The sequence below is a fragment of the Pseudoalteromonas sp. UBA2102 genome, assembly GCF_002331165.1.
Lineage (GTDB): Bacteria > Pseudomonadota > Gammaproteobacteria > Enterobacterales > Alteromonadaceae > Pseudoalteromonas > Pseudoalteromonas atlantica.
The window spans coordinates 1-14,615 of the sequence record NZ_DCYU01000070.1 but is presented as its reverse complement, the minus strand read 5'-3'; the positions used below and the strand labels follow the sequence as shown (position 1 = coordinate 14,615).

General features: G+C 38.1%; 13 protein-coding genes and 1 tRNA gene. 3 read left to right on the top strand and 11 right to left on the bottom strand.

Annotated features, from left to right (window positions below):
* Positions 1-145 precede the first annotated feature (145 nt).
* On the bottom strand, positions 146-2,368 hold the full coding sequence (locus B2R65_RS09575) for a TonB-dependent receptor (protein ID WP_024031851.1): 2,223 nt from the start codon (positions 2,366-2,368) through the stop codon (positions 146-148).
* Positions 2,369-2,782: 414 nt separating this feature from the next.
* On the opposite strand from B2R65_RS09575, the gene B2R65_RS09570 reads away from it, so the two are divergent.
* Positions 2,783-3,373 carry a LuxR C-terminal-related transcriptional regulator gene (locus tag B2R65_RS09570; RefSeq protein ID WP_096042048.1) on the top strand — a complete coding sequence of 197 codons (591 nt, stop codon included), beginning with the start codon at positions 2,783-2,785 and terminating at the stop codon, positions 3,371-3,373.
* On the opposite strand, the gene B2R65_RS09565 is transcribed toward B2R65_RS09570, so the two are convergent.
* The 6 genes from B2R65_RS09565 to B2R65_RS09540 all read right to left on the bottom strand — a co-directional run bounded on the left by B2R65_RS09565 (position 3,363) and on the right by B2R65_RS09540 (position 9,089).
* Positions 3,363-4,208, bottom strand: coding sequence for a hypothetical protein (locus B2R65_RS09565; protein WP_286742173.1), 846 nt, complete (start codon positions 4,206-4,208; stop codon positions 3,363-3,365). The genes B2R65_RS09570 and B2R65_RS09565 overlap by 11 nt on opposite strands.
* Positions 4,198-6,609 (bottom strand): fimbria/pilus outer membrane usher protein, encoded by a 2,412-nt coding sequence (locus tag B2R65_RS09560; protein WP_286742172.1) that lies wholly within the window; start codon positions 6,607-6,609, stop codon positions 4,198-4,200. Before B2R65_RS09560 ends, B2R65_RS09565 begins: the two co-directional genes overlap by 11 nt.
* Positions 6,606-7,247 carry a fimbrial biogenesis chaperone gene (locus B2R65_RS09555; RefSeq protein WP_286742170.1) on the bottom strand — a complete coding sequence of 214 codons (642 nt, stop codon included), beginning with the start codon at positions 7,245-7,247 and terminating at the stop codon, positions 6,606-6,608. The genes B2R65_RS09560 and B2R65_RS09555 overlap by 4 nt, the downstream gene beginning before the upstream one ends.
* Positions 7,248-7,333: 86 nt before the next feature.
* A complete protein-coding gene (locus B2R65_RS09550) occupies positions 7,334-8,032 on the bottom strand; it encodes a fimbrial biogenesis chaperone (RefSeq protein WP_286742168.1) in 699 nt (232 codons plus the stop codon).
* 54 nt (positions 8,033-8,086) lie between these two features.
* The gene (locus tag B2R65_RS09545) at positions 8,087-8,563 is read right to left on the bottom strand and encodes a hypothetical protein (RefSeq protein WP_024031845.1); all 477 of its coding nucleotides are present in this window, start codon (positions 8,561-8,563) and stop codon (positions 8,087-8,089) included.
* A gap of 55 nt (positions 8,564-8,618) precedes the next feature.
* On the bottom strand, positions 8,619-9,089 hold the full coding sequence (locus tag B2R65_RS09540; RefSeq protein WP_024031844.1) for a hypothetical protein: 471 nt from the start codon (positions 9,087-9,089) through the stop codon (positions 8,619-8,621).
* A gap of 513 nt (positions 9,090-9,602) precedes the next feature.
* On the opposite strand from B2R65_RS09540, the gene B2R65_RS09535 reads away from it, so the two are divergent.
* Together B2R65_RS09535 and B2R65_RS09530 are read left to right on the top strand one after the other, a co-directional pair.
* Positions 9,603-10,748, top strand: a complete 1,146-nt coding sequence (locus tag B2R65_RS09535; RefSeq protein WP_286742165.1) for a porin — start codon at positions 9,603-9,605, stop codon at positions 10,746-10,748.
* Positions 10,749-10,760: 12 nt separating this feature from the next.
* The gene (locus B2R65_RS09530; protein WP_286742163.1) at positions 10,761-11,168 is read left to right on the top strand and encodes a type 2 periplasmic-binding domain-containing protein; all 408 of its coding nucleotides are present in this window, start codon (positions 10,761-10,763) and stop codon (positions 11,166-11,168) included.
* 225 nt (positions 11,169-11,393) lie between these two features.
* Here the strand turns inward: B2R65_RS09530 and B2R65_RS09525 are convergent, their stop codons facing one another.
* From B2R65_RS09525 to tpiA, 4 genes are all read right to left on the bottom strand, one after another.
* Positions 11,394-13,019, bottom strand: coding sequence for a methyl-accepting chemotaxis protein (locus B2R65_RS09525; protein WP_024031841.1), 1,626 nt, complete (start codon positions 13,017-13,019; stop codon positions 11,394-11,396).
* A 209-nt stretch (positions 13,020-13,228) separates the two neighbouring features.
* Positions 13,229-13,313: transfer RNA gene (locus B2R65_RS09520), tRNA-Leu, on the bottom strand.
* An 81-nt stretch (positions 13,314-13,394) separates the two neighbouring features.
* Positions 13,395-13,742, bottom strand: coding sequence for a preprotein translocase subunit SecG (gene secG, locus B2R65_RS09515; protein WP_004587340.1), 348 nt, complete (start codon positions 13,740-13,742; stop codon positions 13,395-13,397).
* A gap of 1 nt (position 13,743) precedes the next feature.
* On the bottom strand, positions 13,744-14,493 hold the full coding sequence (tpiA, locus tag B2R65_RS09510; protein ID WP_055253015.1) for a triose-phosphate isomerase: 750 nt from the start codon (positions 14,491-14,493) through the stop codon (positions 13,744-13,746).
* Between the last annotated feature and the right edge of the window lie 122 nt (positions 14,494-14,615).

The following is a 14,615-nucleotide window of genomic DNA, read 5'->3' as shown; positions in this document are numbered from 1 at the left end:
ACACTAAATATATCAATAGCAATTGCACTACACGATTGTATAGCGCTTGTTACAAAAAGATTCGCTGTTGATCTAAGTTTTGCTTTTTACAGGTGAAAAAAAAGGTAAGCCTAAGCTTACCTTTTAATTAACTCATTGCGGGTTATTAAAGCTCAAAGTCTTTTTTGAATTTTAAACCAAACTCGCTACGGTCATTACTGCGCATTACACCAACAAAACCTGACTGCTGTAAACGACCTACATCGTAAACCTCGTTTAATACGTTTTCACCGTATAAGGTTACTTCCATATCCCCATAAGGGTTAGTGTAAGAAATATTAAAACCAACTAATTCACGCGAATCAATAGTCTCGCTTTCATTGTAAACCGACTGGCCTTGCATTTCGCTTCTGTAAGAGTAGTTAGCGTTAAATGCAACGGTTGCACCGCTGTCTAAATCCATAAAGTAAGAAGGGGCAATCATTACAGTCCAACGTGGTGTTAATGCTGGTGAATCACCTTTACCAATACCTTGTACGCCTGCATCTACTTCTGTAATCTCAGAATCTAAGTAACCTACAGAGCTGCGAATTGTGAAATCGTCTGTAATGGCAACGGTAGTTTCAAGCTCAATACCTTGCGCTTTAGACTCACCTGCATTTTCAACAATCGTTACAAAACCACCGCCTGCAGTAGGGTCAGAAAATGGTAAAGCAAGGTCGGTGTAATCAGTTACAAATACAGCCAACATCATAGATACATTTTCATGTACTTGGCCTTTTAAGCCCATTTCGTAGTTAATTGCTTTAGTTTCATCAAACGATACAAACTGATCGGGGCCGCCAAATGGACGTGGAGGGAAACCGCCTGTTTGGTAACCTTTTTGAATTTGACCATATACATTCATGTTATTGCTGATTTGATATGATGCGTTTACATCCCATGTTACAGCGTCAAACTCTGCACTTACGTATTTACGTTCAGCAAATGTTGGGAAAATCGCATCGGCATCTTTCTCATCTTTTGAGTAACGAAGGCCACCACCAATACTTAAATCATCTGTTAAATCGTAACTTGTATTAAAATATACAGCGTATGAGTTTGTTTCTTGGTTAATTTCAAAATCGCCATAACCACCAAATGAAGGTGTAACACCATCGTTTAATAAGCCATTAGGTGTATTGAATGGGCTAAATACAAATGGACCTGAACGTGTAAAGCCATCTTCATTAAAGAAGTAAAGGCCTGATACAAAGTCCATATTATCGTAAGTCGCATTTAGTTGAATTTCAAACGAGTATTGGTCTGCACCACCCTCTTCTGGGAACTCAGATAAGTTAAGTGGTGAGGCATCATCATCAAGTCCACCTTCGTATTCAGAAGTACGGTAACTTGAAATAAATTTAGCCGTGTACGTATCATCAATTGCCCAATCAGCAGTAAATGACGTACCCCACCCTGAGTAAGACGTAGATTCAATACCAGCAACGGTAGTGCCTAAATCATCGGGGTCAGATGGGATCATATCCTGTGTTAATAAAGGAAAGTCACCATTAAAAACATCATTTGCATCAAGCGGCTCAGTTAACTCAATAGTGTAAGGCGATTGACCCGACTCATTATCAACACCGTCAAGTGAAAAAGTAAACGCTAAATCGCTATTGGCTTGCCATTTAAGGGCTACGCGACCGCTAAACTCTTCTTCTTCACCAATTTCTTTTTCTGGGTTAGCTAAATTGACAGCTTCACCCACACCATCGCGCGTTTTGTATGATGCACTTGCAGACATACTTACTTCATCTGTTAGCGAGTTATTAAAGTATACATCGCCAGCAATACGTCCGCGGCTACCAATTTTAGCTGTGGTTGAAACAATCCCTTCATCACCTGGTTGCTTAGTAATTACATTTACTGCGCCACCTAAGGTATTACGACCATATAATGTACCTTGTGGTCCACGTAGAACTTCAACACGCTCTACATTTGGTAACGATAAGTTTGACCCCATTTGACGGCCTAAGTAAACACCATCTAAATAAACACCTACACCCGGATCGGTTGTAATTATGTGATCTTGTAGACCAATACCACGAATAAACACAGAGGCATGCGCCGCATTACCTACACCGTAGCGAGTGATATTTAAGTTTGGAACGTATTTACCAATATCTTCTAGGTTACTCATATTGGCTTTATCAATTAGGTTAGCACCAATTGATGTGATAGCGGTTGGAGATTCAAACAAGCTCTCTGTACGTTTACGAGCTGTAACTTCGATTTTTTCAAACGCGTCTTGTTTTGCTGTTGTTTTAGCTTCTTCAGCATTTACTGAGGTAGTTAGTGCAGCGACAATTGCGAGGCTTAACTGTGAGAGTTTGCGTAGTTTCAAAATATTCTCCAAAGGATACCGTATAATTTAGTTATGCGAACTTATTGGCTTGGGCAATAAGTTTTGGGCATAAAAAAAGACGCCTAATAGCATCTTTCCTCTGGAAGGGTATTATATTACATATTTGTGAAGAAATGTATAAAAATTTTCATTTAATAAACATACAGGTACAAATTAATTATAACTTTTGATTATTGTTGGATAACCTACACAAAAAAATGGGCCTTTTGCTAAAAAGTAATCACGTTATACACACTCTAATTTTGTGCACCTTTTATGTTTACATATAGGAGAACTATTATTCCACAAAGCACATTAATCAAAGCTACGTATAGCTTATCGAACTATGCACTATGATTGATATTAACCAAAAATAGCAATATAGTATTACTATTGCATCTACGGACAGAAATTATGGATATTAAAAATACTCCAATACGCTATATAAAGTGCTTTAATAGTCCAGACTATACTTCACTTTTCTGTGTGGCAGCTAACTACAACATTTTATTGGTTAATTACCAAGCACTTAATGTAATCACAACTTATGAACTTATCAATAAGTTTATGCAAGATAACGGTTATAAAAGCTTAGTTATTTTTGATGTTCCAAAAAATAGTGACGTATTAGCTTTAAAAGAATGGCCTAATTTAAAGGGACTTTTTTACGAAAGTTCAGATGACTCACTTTTTCAACAAGGCCTTGAAGCTATTGAACAAGGTAAGCTCTGGTTTCCCCGTGATGTGACAGACAGCTGGATGAGACAAATGTTAGCCAGTGAACAGCAAACCACCCTGCAATCAAGTAACCTTACTTGTAAAGAAATTAAAGTATTAAACTTGCTTTTCTCCGGTCTACACTCCACCGCTATTGCAGATAGCTTATTTATAAGTGAAGCCACTGTCAGAGTGCATTTACATAAAATTTATCAAAAAATATCTGTAAAAAACAAACAACAAGCATTGCTGTGGTGCCAAAAAAACTTAAGTAAAGTCAATAATTGAGTGGGCTTATTTGAAAACGAATAACATCTGAATACTCTCCAGCGGCTTGACGTGTGAAGTCCTCCAATTGAATGCTAAGCGGAATGTAAAACTCAGTCTGGCCAGAATACGAAAAGTTTAGACTTGAAGCTTTTACTAAGTTAATTTCTTCTGAGCCTAACTGCAATGTATAGCTAATACCATATTTATTACTAAAAATAGAGTGTAATAAACGACTTTTATTCTCTGAGGTTACATTAAGTTGAACATCCGTATTAGTCACTATTTGTAAGCTAGGTAACATGGTGTATTTTTCTGCTGGCCTCAACTCCCCTAAAAAAACAGTGTTAGAAAAAGTGTTATAGCCTAATAAAGATAAGCTTGTGCGGGGTTGAATATTTGTTTCTATTTCAATTTCTACTTCATCAAGACTTTGCTTGTTCTCATCATAAAGTTTCAACTGAAGTCTATCTGTATAGTATCCAGATTTTACAGGGGTCCCTGCAGGGATCACTAACCTGATATCTACTGAATTATTGTTAAGTTTAACTTGGTTGTTGGTTTTGCTTAACAACTGATTTTCTAAACGAATTTGGTAATTAATAAATTGAGAATTACCTTTAAGAGCCCCTTGGTTTTGCGAAGAAAGACTAAAATACAAGGTACAATCCGTCGTATTTATTGTATCTACTCGAATTGTTTTCTCTGCATCGTTTTGTGATTTTACGTGATAAAAAGATAAGTCATCAAACAAATACGCTATTTCACCAATACTCGCATCGCACTGAGCATTAACTCTACTTGCCATAGTTAGTAAAAATATACTTATTGCTAAATACACAATTTTAATGAACATAAATAGCCCCTTTTCGTTGAAGTTGCTCTGCATCATGAACCTCTATTAAAAATGTAGTACTATCTTTATTTTGTAAGGTCACTTTATACTGACAAGGAGCAAGGCCAGTTATTGCAAAGCGGCCCCGCTTATTTGTGAAGAATGTATACTCTTTGGCCGATGCTTTATCTTGACAAATAGCCTTTCCCACCATTAAGGCTAAGGGGCTTTCGTCCTTACTCCGAAGAGTTGCAATAACAGAAATATTTGCTGCAGTCCCAATTATTGCTTTATGTCCAGTTTTGTATTTAGGGTAAAAGCTAAGCATGCCAGAGCCTATATCATAGCCAGGGGCTAGATCATCAATATCAACAGGAATGTTGATATTGTCATAAGAGCTCAAATCATTAAGTAATATAGTTTTGAAATCTCTATTATCAGCTCTATAGTCATTTTCAACTCGGCCTAATGTAATCACTTTATTTTCTAAACTTTTGTGGGCGTTAACCAAAGCAAAACTATCGTATATAGGCTTTCCAAATGCCCATGCATCATCTGCAAAAGCTATGCTAGATGAGAGGCTTACACGACTTTGATGATAAGCAGAACGAGCATTTAAATCTTTATAAAAACTTGCATGTTCAAGGTTAGCAGCAAAACGGTTTGCGTTATATTGCATGTTTAAATCAAAGATAGTTTTATTTAACTCGTTGCTCTCTAAACCAGCTCGAAAGTTCAAAGCACCGACAAAACGCTGATTACTGTCTTGAGTAAATTCTAGTCTCGTTTTATCACGCCTAGACTGGTGGGATAGTTTAACTCTATGCTGATTATTAAATTTATAGGTAAATGATAAATTTATACCCCACTCTCGCTCACCTTTTAACTCATCCCATTGCGCCCCTGCAGTATATCTCCACTGACTATTTACCAAGTCGCCTGAGAAATTGACTCCCAGCGATTTATCAAATTGAACACTTTGATGATCTCGGGAAATATTTGTAAAAAAAGAGGCTAACGTTCTATCGTTAACATAATAACTATAACTCGCCTGTGCATAGTGTTCTCTATAGCGGTTACTAAACGTATCTTGAGACCTAAAACCTAAAGCTGTAAAGTCTTTTGAACTGTATTCATAACCGAGCGTTAGCTCACTTCCTAAGTTGCTCATATTATAGCTACTATAAACAGTACGGTAAGCGTATCCTTGGCGTTCCGCGAAGCTAAATGCGCCCTCAAATGCCAGTTGGCCTATTTGAGCTGCATAGATTTGTTTAAAGCCAATTTGCTGAGCGTATTTATCTCCCTGCGCTGTAACCCCTGCAGTCCAACTTGGGGTCAGGCCATAATCCAGATAGGCACTGAGGAAGGGAGAATCTGGTTCATACTCGAGTTTATCGCCAGCCTCAGCAGGAACGCCTAAGTGAATTTCATATTCAAGCTGCCCTTGTGCAAATAGATCTAAGCCAGTCGCAACATCAAAGTTTACATAGCGCACAACGCCAGCTATATCAGTAATTTTTAGAGAGATATTATTGCTGCCTTCGCTCAAAGGTATGTCATCTAAAGAGTAAATACCCGCAACCAAATTAAGGCGCTGAATAATTCGTTCACCGACATATACCTCTACACTTGAAGGGCTTTGAAGAGTAAAGCTACGTGAAGCGGTTGGCCTTATGGGCCTGTCTGATAATAGAGAAAAATCATGTGCTATTGAAAAGCCTAACAAACGAGAAGAGTTCTGGAAGTAGCCACCAGAGCTAAAGTTGTCTCCAAGAGAAAGACGCATACCTAAATTTGGTAAATCATGAATAAGCCGAGTTCCTCGCCGCTTAAAACTTGATGAGGCTGGCTGCGACATTTTATTATATTCGAATTCATTTTCTACCACCCAGCCTTGCCAACTCGCTACAATTTCGGATCGTAATGCGTATTGCTCTTGAACTTGCTGTTGCTCCTTATCATCTTGGTGAACGTAGCTTGCATATGCGTTAACAAACCCACTCGCATTGGCTGGTTCAATAGCCTTCAACCTTTTCCTTTGCATTTGCGCACTTAATTTTTGCGGGCGGGTTAATTCTACGGGAACAACAACGTCCAAACTAAAATCACTCATATCAAACACAACACTAAAACCTAGTTCCCTTAATGAAGTTACCGCTAAAGTATTGCCTTTTAATACCTTAAATAGCTCCCTCTCTTTTTCTTCAAGTAAAATTTCACGAAGGTGTGGCTCTAATTCGTCCCACTTTAAAAAAAGGGCATCATTTTTATCAACTTTAAGGGAGACTTGACCTATAGGGCTTTTATTTAATTGAACTGACACATTAAGTTCAATTGTCCTACTAGAAGGGTTTATTTTTGCTAACACGCTAAGTGGTAAAAAAAATACAGCAAAAAGGAACACTGCTAAAGTTTTCATTGCACCAGATCTAAACTTAAATACTCTACCTCACGGCTTTCAATATGTTCAGGTAGCTTAACTTTTATGGTCTGTGTGGCATAAGGCGCAAAAAAAACATCGTACCCCTTCTCCAATAAAGCTTGTTTTTCAAAAGTAGTTACAACGGATTTATTTGTAGTTACTTTAATTTTATAGTCACTGAGCCGCGCAGCCCCCTCTCCTTCATTTTTGACTTGGGCTAAAACCTCCCCACTTTCTATTCTAGAAGTCAGTATTTTTAAGTTAGGTAAATATATATCCCTGTCTACGTGAACAACTAAATTTACATTCATTAATATTTTTAGTTGCGAGGTACCACTTCCGATATTAGAAGCTAACGGCTGCTCTATTAAACTGACCTGATAACTCTTATCCTGCTGTGGGAGCCTCTGTCCAATCCATCTAAATTGAATCCTCTGACCTTGCCCTTCTTGTAAAAATAGTGAGGGAGGAAATACCCATAATGGAGAATCTTCCAGCTTAATTAAAGAAGGACTCGGTGTAGAAAAATCGATTTCATATATTTCAATGTCAAATGCAATCTCTCTAGGCAGTTGATTGTAAATTAGACTGGAAGGTATTTTTGAAGGCTTCTCCGGAGATAATGTAATCACCATAGGTGTTACTTCCAGAGCCTCTACCGATATAAAAATACTACATATTAGTATCATTAAACATCGGGAGAGCCACTGAACACAAAACATTAGAATATAACCTCTAACTCACTATCAGCAGCTTGAAACTCTTTTGGTATTGAAATTGAAATATTGCTTTTTGAATTTGGAAGTAAAATTTTACCTGATAGGGCTCTACTCAGATCCATTCCTTCTAAAGTTAAAACTTTACCCTTAGATTTAATATTCCACTGACCTTTTGAAAGGCGTACATATTTGTTCCCTTGGTTTTCTAACGACACACCCCATTGATTTTCTGCTAATTGTGTTTTTTCTTTAATTATTAGGTTAGCTTTAGCATTATCGGGAACAACGTTAAATAGCGTTCTAAAACTAAGTGACATACCAACACCAGATTGGGCATTTTCGTTCAAGTTAACTGACACTTGTTCTACGGTGATTCGATAAGACTTAGAGTGGTTAATAATGGGCTCCCCAATATATCGAACGATTACCGATTGACTATTTCCCGGTGCGATAATCGTTGTCATAGGAATAATTAAGAAGTCTTCTTCGTTTACCTCTAAAGACTCAACGCCATTATCACTTATACTCATATTAAAAGCAGAAACATCAATAGTTAAGGGTTTATCCGATGGGTTTATTATTCGAAGTGTTTGCTGCGACTGACTACCTTGAGAGCTGAGATCGGCTACCATAGGTCTCACTTGAAAGGCATTGACTGAAAATGAAAGCAAACAAAATATAAAGATAAGTAAAATATGCATAGAATTCCCTCCTGAATAAAGGCAGTGCATAGTCACTGCCTTTTCTATTTAACTTTAGTTTGCTGTTACAGTTAGCATTAAAGTATCTGCATACGTACCTGCATATACAGGAGTCTGAGTAACTTCTAGGTCAATCATTCCTGTTACGCCTGTCGTTGCTAATGTATTACTTCCACCATTGCTTTGAAAAGCACTCTGATCATTCGTTCCATCTTCAGCTGACAAAGTAAAGTCATAAGGACCTGCTGTTAAATGAGCAGTGTAACCTACACCTCTGTCTTCGTGATCAGCGTTTTGAAGGTGTCCCTCAGAAGTAGTTAAAGTAAGTGTTGCACCATCCACATCATTACATTTCAAGTCAAAATTAACTGTTTTTGTATTCCCCAACGCAAGAGCTGGAAAGTAGTGTGTTGTTGCAATATTGCTTACTTCACATACAGACTCAACGGCACCACCTACATTTAAGTTTTCTGCTAGTGCTGAACCTGAAGATAGTGCTGCGATTGCTGAAATTACGATTAGTTTATTCATTGTTATATTCCTTATCCATGTGACATATAGTTTGTTATGTTTAATAAATGTGCGTTTAAAGCACGCCACCCGATACTACTGATGGTGTCATTTCTATGCGGATCACATCCTGGTAGCTTCCTGCATATATCAAGGGCTCATCTAGAGTTAACTGAATCTCAGCAATGCTATCAAATAAAATATCATTAATATTAAAACTATATGTCGATTTGGTTGCCTGTGCCGATACAGACACATTGTTGTTGGCACCTTCCAACTTCCAGTTAATATTATATGAACTTATTCTACTGCTTTGCTCATGACTCAAACCGCCATTAAGTGACTGCATTGATATTCGCATTGGCGAATTACAGTTTATCTCTAATGTTGTATTAGCAACGCCATCAGAAGAAAACTCTAGGTTATTATTTTGTGAGGTAAATTCACACACCGGAGAAATATGCCCCACCAATGTAATACTTACTTCATCGTTACTATATGCATAGGATGCAAAGCAACATAGTACTAACCATGCTAGCCTCTTCATCACTGTCACTTCCTTTGAACTACCTTGCTAATACAGTGGTAATGTTAAGCTAAAATTCAGGTTTAGAAAGTTGTTATTTGATTACAAAACAAAGGGTAAGACTAAATACACTGTAGCTAAGCATACCTTTTGTTATAAACATTTAAGTGACTCGTAATCGATAAAGGTAGCCTCTTTATTATTATCACTCTCTTAAAGTCCGCTTTAACGCTATGTTTAATGTTTATAAACAAGCAAAACGTAAGATAAATAAGAGATAAACAACCAATTAAACAGTAATTACTATTTTATAAATTATTAGATAAACAACTTTAATAAATTCAAATAATTTTTAACTTTAATTAAATCAACAACTTTGATTACTAAACCCTCAAAATTAACAATTGTAAACTTCAATATAAACTAAATGCTCACTTCTTTTTTTACTAACTAGCTAAAATTATTAGATAAAAACTAAAATCACTTCTATAATCCCCATGAAATCAACATCTAAATAACAAATAGGAAATACATATGAAAAAGCTATCTGTAGCAGTAGCAATATGTGCCGCACTTGCATCTAGTTACACGAGTGCTGAAGTTCGCATAAATGGCTTTGCATCTATAGTAGGTGGCAAAAGTCTAGACAGTGATCAAACTTTATACGGATATGATGACGATATCTCATTTAAAAATGAGAGTGTATTTGCATTACAACTATCTGCCGATCTTCAGGAAAAGCTCAGCGCAACAGCGCAAATTGTGGCTCGCGGCGAGAATGACTTTGATGCCGATTTTGAGTGGGCGTATTTAACTTATGAGTTTAGTGATGAATTACAACTCAGCGCTGGTAAAATGCGTGCTCCATTTTACAAATACTCTGACTTTCTAGATGTAGGTTACACTTACCGCTGGGTTCGCCCTCCTCAATCGGTTTACAATTTACCTTTTTCTACTTACGAAGGGTTGAGCTTACTATATACATCACAAATCGGTGATTGGGACTCAAGTCTTCAAGTCATATATGGTAGCTTTGAAGATAATATCGCAGTAGTGTCGGTCAATGGTGAAACTGAGCTTAATGATATCGCTGGTCTTAACTGGTCACTTAGTTACGATTGGTTTAGCGCACGTGTTGCCTATTTTGTGGCAGAGACCACCATTGACATTGAAAATGATACTGATGCTGGTATCGCCCTTAATGGCCTAGAGGCAACTCTTCGCAGCTCGGGTTTCACTGAACAAGCAGATAGCATTGCTGTAGATGAAGACGATGGAGCATTTTTCGCACTTGGCTTTTCAATTGACTACAACAATATTTTATTTGATGCAGAGTATACTCAGTTTGAAGTCGATAACAGCGCTTTAGCTGAGCAAACTCAATACTATACCTCTCTAGGCTATCGTATGGATGAGTGGCTTGTTCACGTTACCTATGAAAACAACGACGATAAACACGATAACAACCGTTATGATTCACTTACAGCTGTGCCGCAATTAAATGCAGGTATAAATTCAGCATTAGAAGGCTCTAAAGCAAAAAGTAATGTTTACACCATCGGCGCCCGTTATGACTTCCACCCGTCAGCTGCATTTAAAATCGACTTTAGTCGCTTAGATGACGACATAACAAACATTGAAACTGATGTAGTAGCTGTCGGCGTTGACTTAGTATTCTAATTGGAGCGAAATATGAAAAAATTAATCCTAGCCAGTGTACTGTCGGTATGTGCGTTTAGCGCCTATGCTGAAGTTGCGGTAATAGTAAACCCTAGCAATGCAAGTGCACTTGATGGCGATTCTATTAAAAAGATTTACCTAGGAAAAGCAAAGTCATTTGCTAACGGTAATAAAGTGAACCCAGCCACTCAAAATGGTACAGCTGTTGCTGATGAATTCAATTCTAAAGTAGTTGGTAAATCAAGTAGCCAATTAAATGCCTATTGGTCAAAACTTGTTTTTACCGGTAAAGGTACACCACCAGAGAAATTTGATTCTGACCAGGCTGTTATTGATTTTGTTGCTAGTAATGGCGACTCAATTGGTTACATAGACAGCAGTAAGGCAACAGATAAAGTTAAGGTAGTTGCTACGTTTTAAGCGCGATAGCTAGATATAAAAAAACCACCGATTAGGTGGTTTTTTTATATCTAAATATTACGGCTTTATAGTAATACCCTTAAATAAATAAGCAATTGAGAGGCAGACAAAGTGTGTAGTAAGCTAAGCAAAAAATTATTATTTAGTTGCTCTAAATAACGATTTTTTTATGCAGCGAGCGCCTAGCTTAGCCTCTAAAATGATTAAGTATTATTACAGGTAATATTACTCAATTTTAAACTTCGCGGTGGCATCTAGAAGGTTATCTGAAAGGTAGTGTAGGTTTTTCGCTACATCCCTTACCGCCGCGAGTGAGTCCATGGTGTCTTCAAACGATTCATGCATATTCGTCACATTTTCTACAACCATCGCAGCAACCGATGTTTGCTCTTCTGTTGCAGCGGCGATTTGTGAGTTCATACCATTTATTTCTAACATTTGCTCTGCAATTTTTTCTATCGAAACGCCAGTTTTCTCTGCGGCTGTTGCGTTATCTGTGGCCATATCTCGCGCTGATGTCATCGCCGTCACAGACTCATTTGCAGCCTCAGTCAAGGTGCTTAGTAACTCACGAATTTCATTCGTTGAATGTGCTGTACGTGATGCAAGCTCTCTTACTTCATCAGCAACCACGGCAAAGCCTCTACCGTGCTCACCTGCACGAGCCGCTTCGATAGCAGCATTTAAAGCTAATAAATTAGTTTGCTCAGCAATAGATGTAATCACATTAAGAATTTGAGACACATTTTTTGTATCATCAGCTAACTTATTGATGGTTGAGGCGGCTTGATTTATTTCATCACTTAATGTACGTGAGGCGGTGACTGACATTTGAACTTGAGTTCTGCTTTGTTCTACCTCTTTTTCTGCGGTTTGCGCTGCATTTGATGCACTTGCCGCCGATTGAGAAATATCACCCACGCTTTGCTTCATCTCTTCCATAGACTGTTTAACCACCTCAGCCTCTGTTGTTTGCTTTGTGGTTGCGCGTTCAGCCTGCTCCATTCCTTGCACTAAGCGAGTTGAGTTCTCCATTAGTGGCTCACATACCGCGATTACTTCAAGTACTGTTTTTTTCAGCAAAGCGATGAAGGAGTTGAAGTTAATTGATACTTGACCAATTTCATCCTCTGAATTTACGCTCAGATTAGTGCTCAGCGACCCTTTACCGTTTGCGAGCAGACTCAGGTTATTAGCGGCATCACTTGCAGAGGCAGCAATACGTTTAGCAATCCAAATAGCCATAAATAGCAGTAAAATTAACGAAACAATAGATACCACCAACATAAGTGTTAGTGCGTGATCAGAACGCTCTTTAGTACTTGCAACTAACTCAAAAAAGCGATCGTCCGCTTTTGCTTGAGCGGTTTTAAACTTTTCAAGCACATCATTATACAGTGCTGTTTTTCTTTGTGCTTGTTGCTGAATTTTACTGAAGTCAGCTGTTCCATTTACCATGCCATTGGCAATACTGGCTGATATTTTTTCGTAATTTGCTAACTGAACTTTCGTGTCACTATGAATATACGAAGCGTTTATTTGCTCAACCGCATTTATGTTGTTGCTTAGTGCATTGTATGTGTCTGCTGCTTTCTCTACTAACTCCTGCTCACCAAATGTAACTGCTTGCGTATAAAGCTCATCGAGCTTTTCTAAAAGACTTACATTTGCTGAAGTTAACTTAACAACCTGATATGAAGACTTTTCCATTTCATCAAGTGCGATTCTATTGTCATTCATTGCAAAGTAATTAATCAAAACGATTGCTAAAAATGCTACAACCGCAATGCTGGTAATCGCATGTATTTTTTTACTTATGCTGAGGTTTTGAAAAGAGAAGCCTGAAGCCATTGTGTATACCTTATTTTATTGTCTATATCTATTATCGGCTTATTACCTATAAGTGTTAACTAAATTTGTAATATTTCTAGTTTTTTTTACAAATACAGCGAGTTTTAAACAACTAATAAACGCAAAAAGGATTGAACGATTAATAAGTGAGCAACTGGAGAATTTCCCATAAAAAAACCAGTAGCATTGCTGCTACTGGTTTTATAATTTGGTGCGGATGGGGGGACTTGAACCCCCACGCCCGAAAGCACTACCCCCTCAAGGTAGCGTGTCTACCAATTCCACCACATCCGCATTTTTAAGCTTTCGCTTAGCTGTTAAACTTATTGACTTACTTGAGGAGTATAAGTCGTTTAACGTTAGCTTTACACTAAATTAGTTTGGTACGTCAGAGCTCTGCTGTTGAGTAACAGGTACGTCTTCTTCTGCTGGCGCTACAGTTTCTACTGCAGGTGCTGCTTCAAGGTTTTCCCACTCATCGGTCTTTTTAATTTGACCGGCAGTTAAGTTACCTAACACAATACTTAAAACAAAAAACACTGTTGCTAAGCTTGTTGTTGTTTTGGTCATGAAGTTACCTGCACCTGATGAGCCAAAAACTGTGCCCGAAGCACCGGCGCCAAATGAAGAACCCATGTCTGCGCCTTTACCTTGCTGGATTAAAACCATACCAACTAAAGCTAAAGCAACAACTAAATAAACTACTAATAAAATTTCGTACATCTTATACGGTCCCTTTTGCACTGTTACAGATTGCAGTGAACGAATCTGCTTTTAGACTAGCACCGCCAATAAGGCCGCCGTCTATATCTGGTTGTGCAAATAATAATTCGCTATTTTTTTCGTTAACGCTACCACCATACAAGATGGTAAGCCCTTGTGCTAAATCGCTATCTAATGATGCAATTTTGTCACGGATAAATTTATGAACAGCTTGTGCCTGTTCTGGCGATGCAGTCTTACCTGTGCCTATGGCCCAAACGGGCTCGTATGCTATCACAGAATCTTTCAGTGCTGCTACACCTAATTTCTCAATTACTGCATCAATTTGTGCAGCAACCACATGTTCGGTTTGACCGTTTTCTTGTTCGCTCTCGCTTTCGCCAATACACAAGATAGGTGTTAGTCCTACTTGCTGTGCACGGGCAAATTTTGCGGCTACGGTTGCATTGCTTTCTTTGTAAATACTGCGTCGCTCTGAATGACCTACGAGTACGTACTTAGCACCTAAATCTTTAATAAGCTGAGCATCCACTTCACCGGTAAAGGCGCCTGGGGTATTTTCACTTAGCGTTTGAGTACCCGTGGTAACACCACTGTCAACCAGTGCTGATACTAATGGAAATGGAGGAAATAAAACAATGTCTATCTCATTTGATTTAACACTGTTAATGGCATCAGACAGTTGAGTGACAAGCTCTAAAGAGCCATTCATTTTCCAGTTTCCCGCGACCATTGCCTTACGTATTGCCATTTTCCACTCCAGATTAGAAAGCGGGCGAGATATTAACTTTTCTCGCCCTAAGTTACAAGAGGTTATTGTTCTCAATCAGTTTATTTGCTCATAGATTCGACAACTGCTGCAATTTTTTGCGC

Coding starts and splice junctions, on each gene's coding strand:
- B2R65_RS09570 (WP_096042048.1), top strand. CDS start 2,783: ATGGATATTAAAAATACTCCAATACGCTATATAAAGTGCTTTAATAGT.
- B2R65_RS09565 (WP_286742173.1), bottom strand. CDS start 4,208: ATGTTCATTAAAATTGTGTATTTAGCAATAAGTATATTTTTACTAACT.
- B2R65_RS09560 (WP_286742172.1), bottom strand. CDS start 6,609: ATGAAAACTTTAGCAGTGTTCCTTTTTGCTGTATTTTTTTTACCACTT.
- B2R65_RS09555 (WP_286742170.1), bottom strand. CDS start 7,247: ATGGTGATTACATTATCTCCGGAGAAGCCTTCAAAAATACCTTCCAGT.
- B2R65_RS09550 (WP_286742168.1), bottom strand. CDS start 8,032: ATGCATATTTTACTTATCTTTATATTTTGTTTGCTTTCATTTTCAGTC.
- B2R65_RS09545 (WP_024031845.1), bottom strand. CDS start 8,563: ATGAATAAACTAATCGTAATTTCAGCAATCGCAGCACTATCTTCAGGT.
- B2R65_RS09540 (WP_024031844.1), bottom strand. CDS start 9,089: ATGAAGAGGCTAGCATGGTTAGTACTATGTTGCTTTGCATCCTATGCA.
- B2R65_RS09535 (WP_286742165.1), top strand. CDS start 9,603: ATGAAAAAGCTATCTGTAGCAGTAGCAATATGTGCCGCACTTGCATCT.
- B2R65_RS09530 (WP_286742163.1), top strand. CDS start 10,761: ATGAAAAAATTAATCCTAGCCAGTGTACTGTCGGTATGTGCGTTTAGC.
- B2R65_RS09525 (WP_024031841.1), bottom strand. CDS start 13,019: ATGGCTTCAGGCTTCTCTTTTCAAAACCTCAGCATAAGTAAAAAAATA.
- secG (WP_004587340.1), bottom strand. CDS start 13,742: ATGTACGAAATTTTATTAGTAGTTTATTTAGTTGTTGCTTTAGCTTTA.
- tpiA (WP_055253015.1), bottom strand. CDS start 14,493: ATGGCAATACGTAAGGCAATGGTCGCGGGAAACTGGAAAATGAATGGC.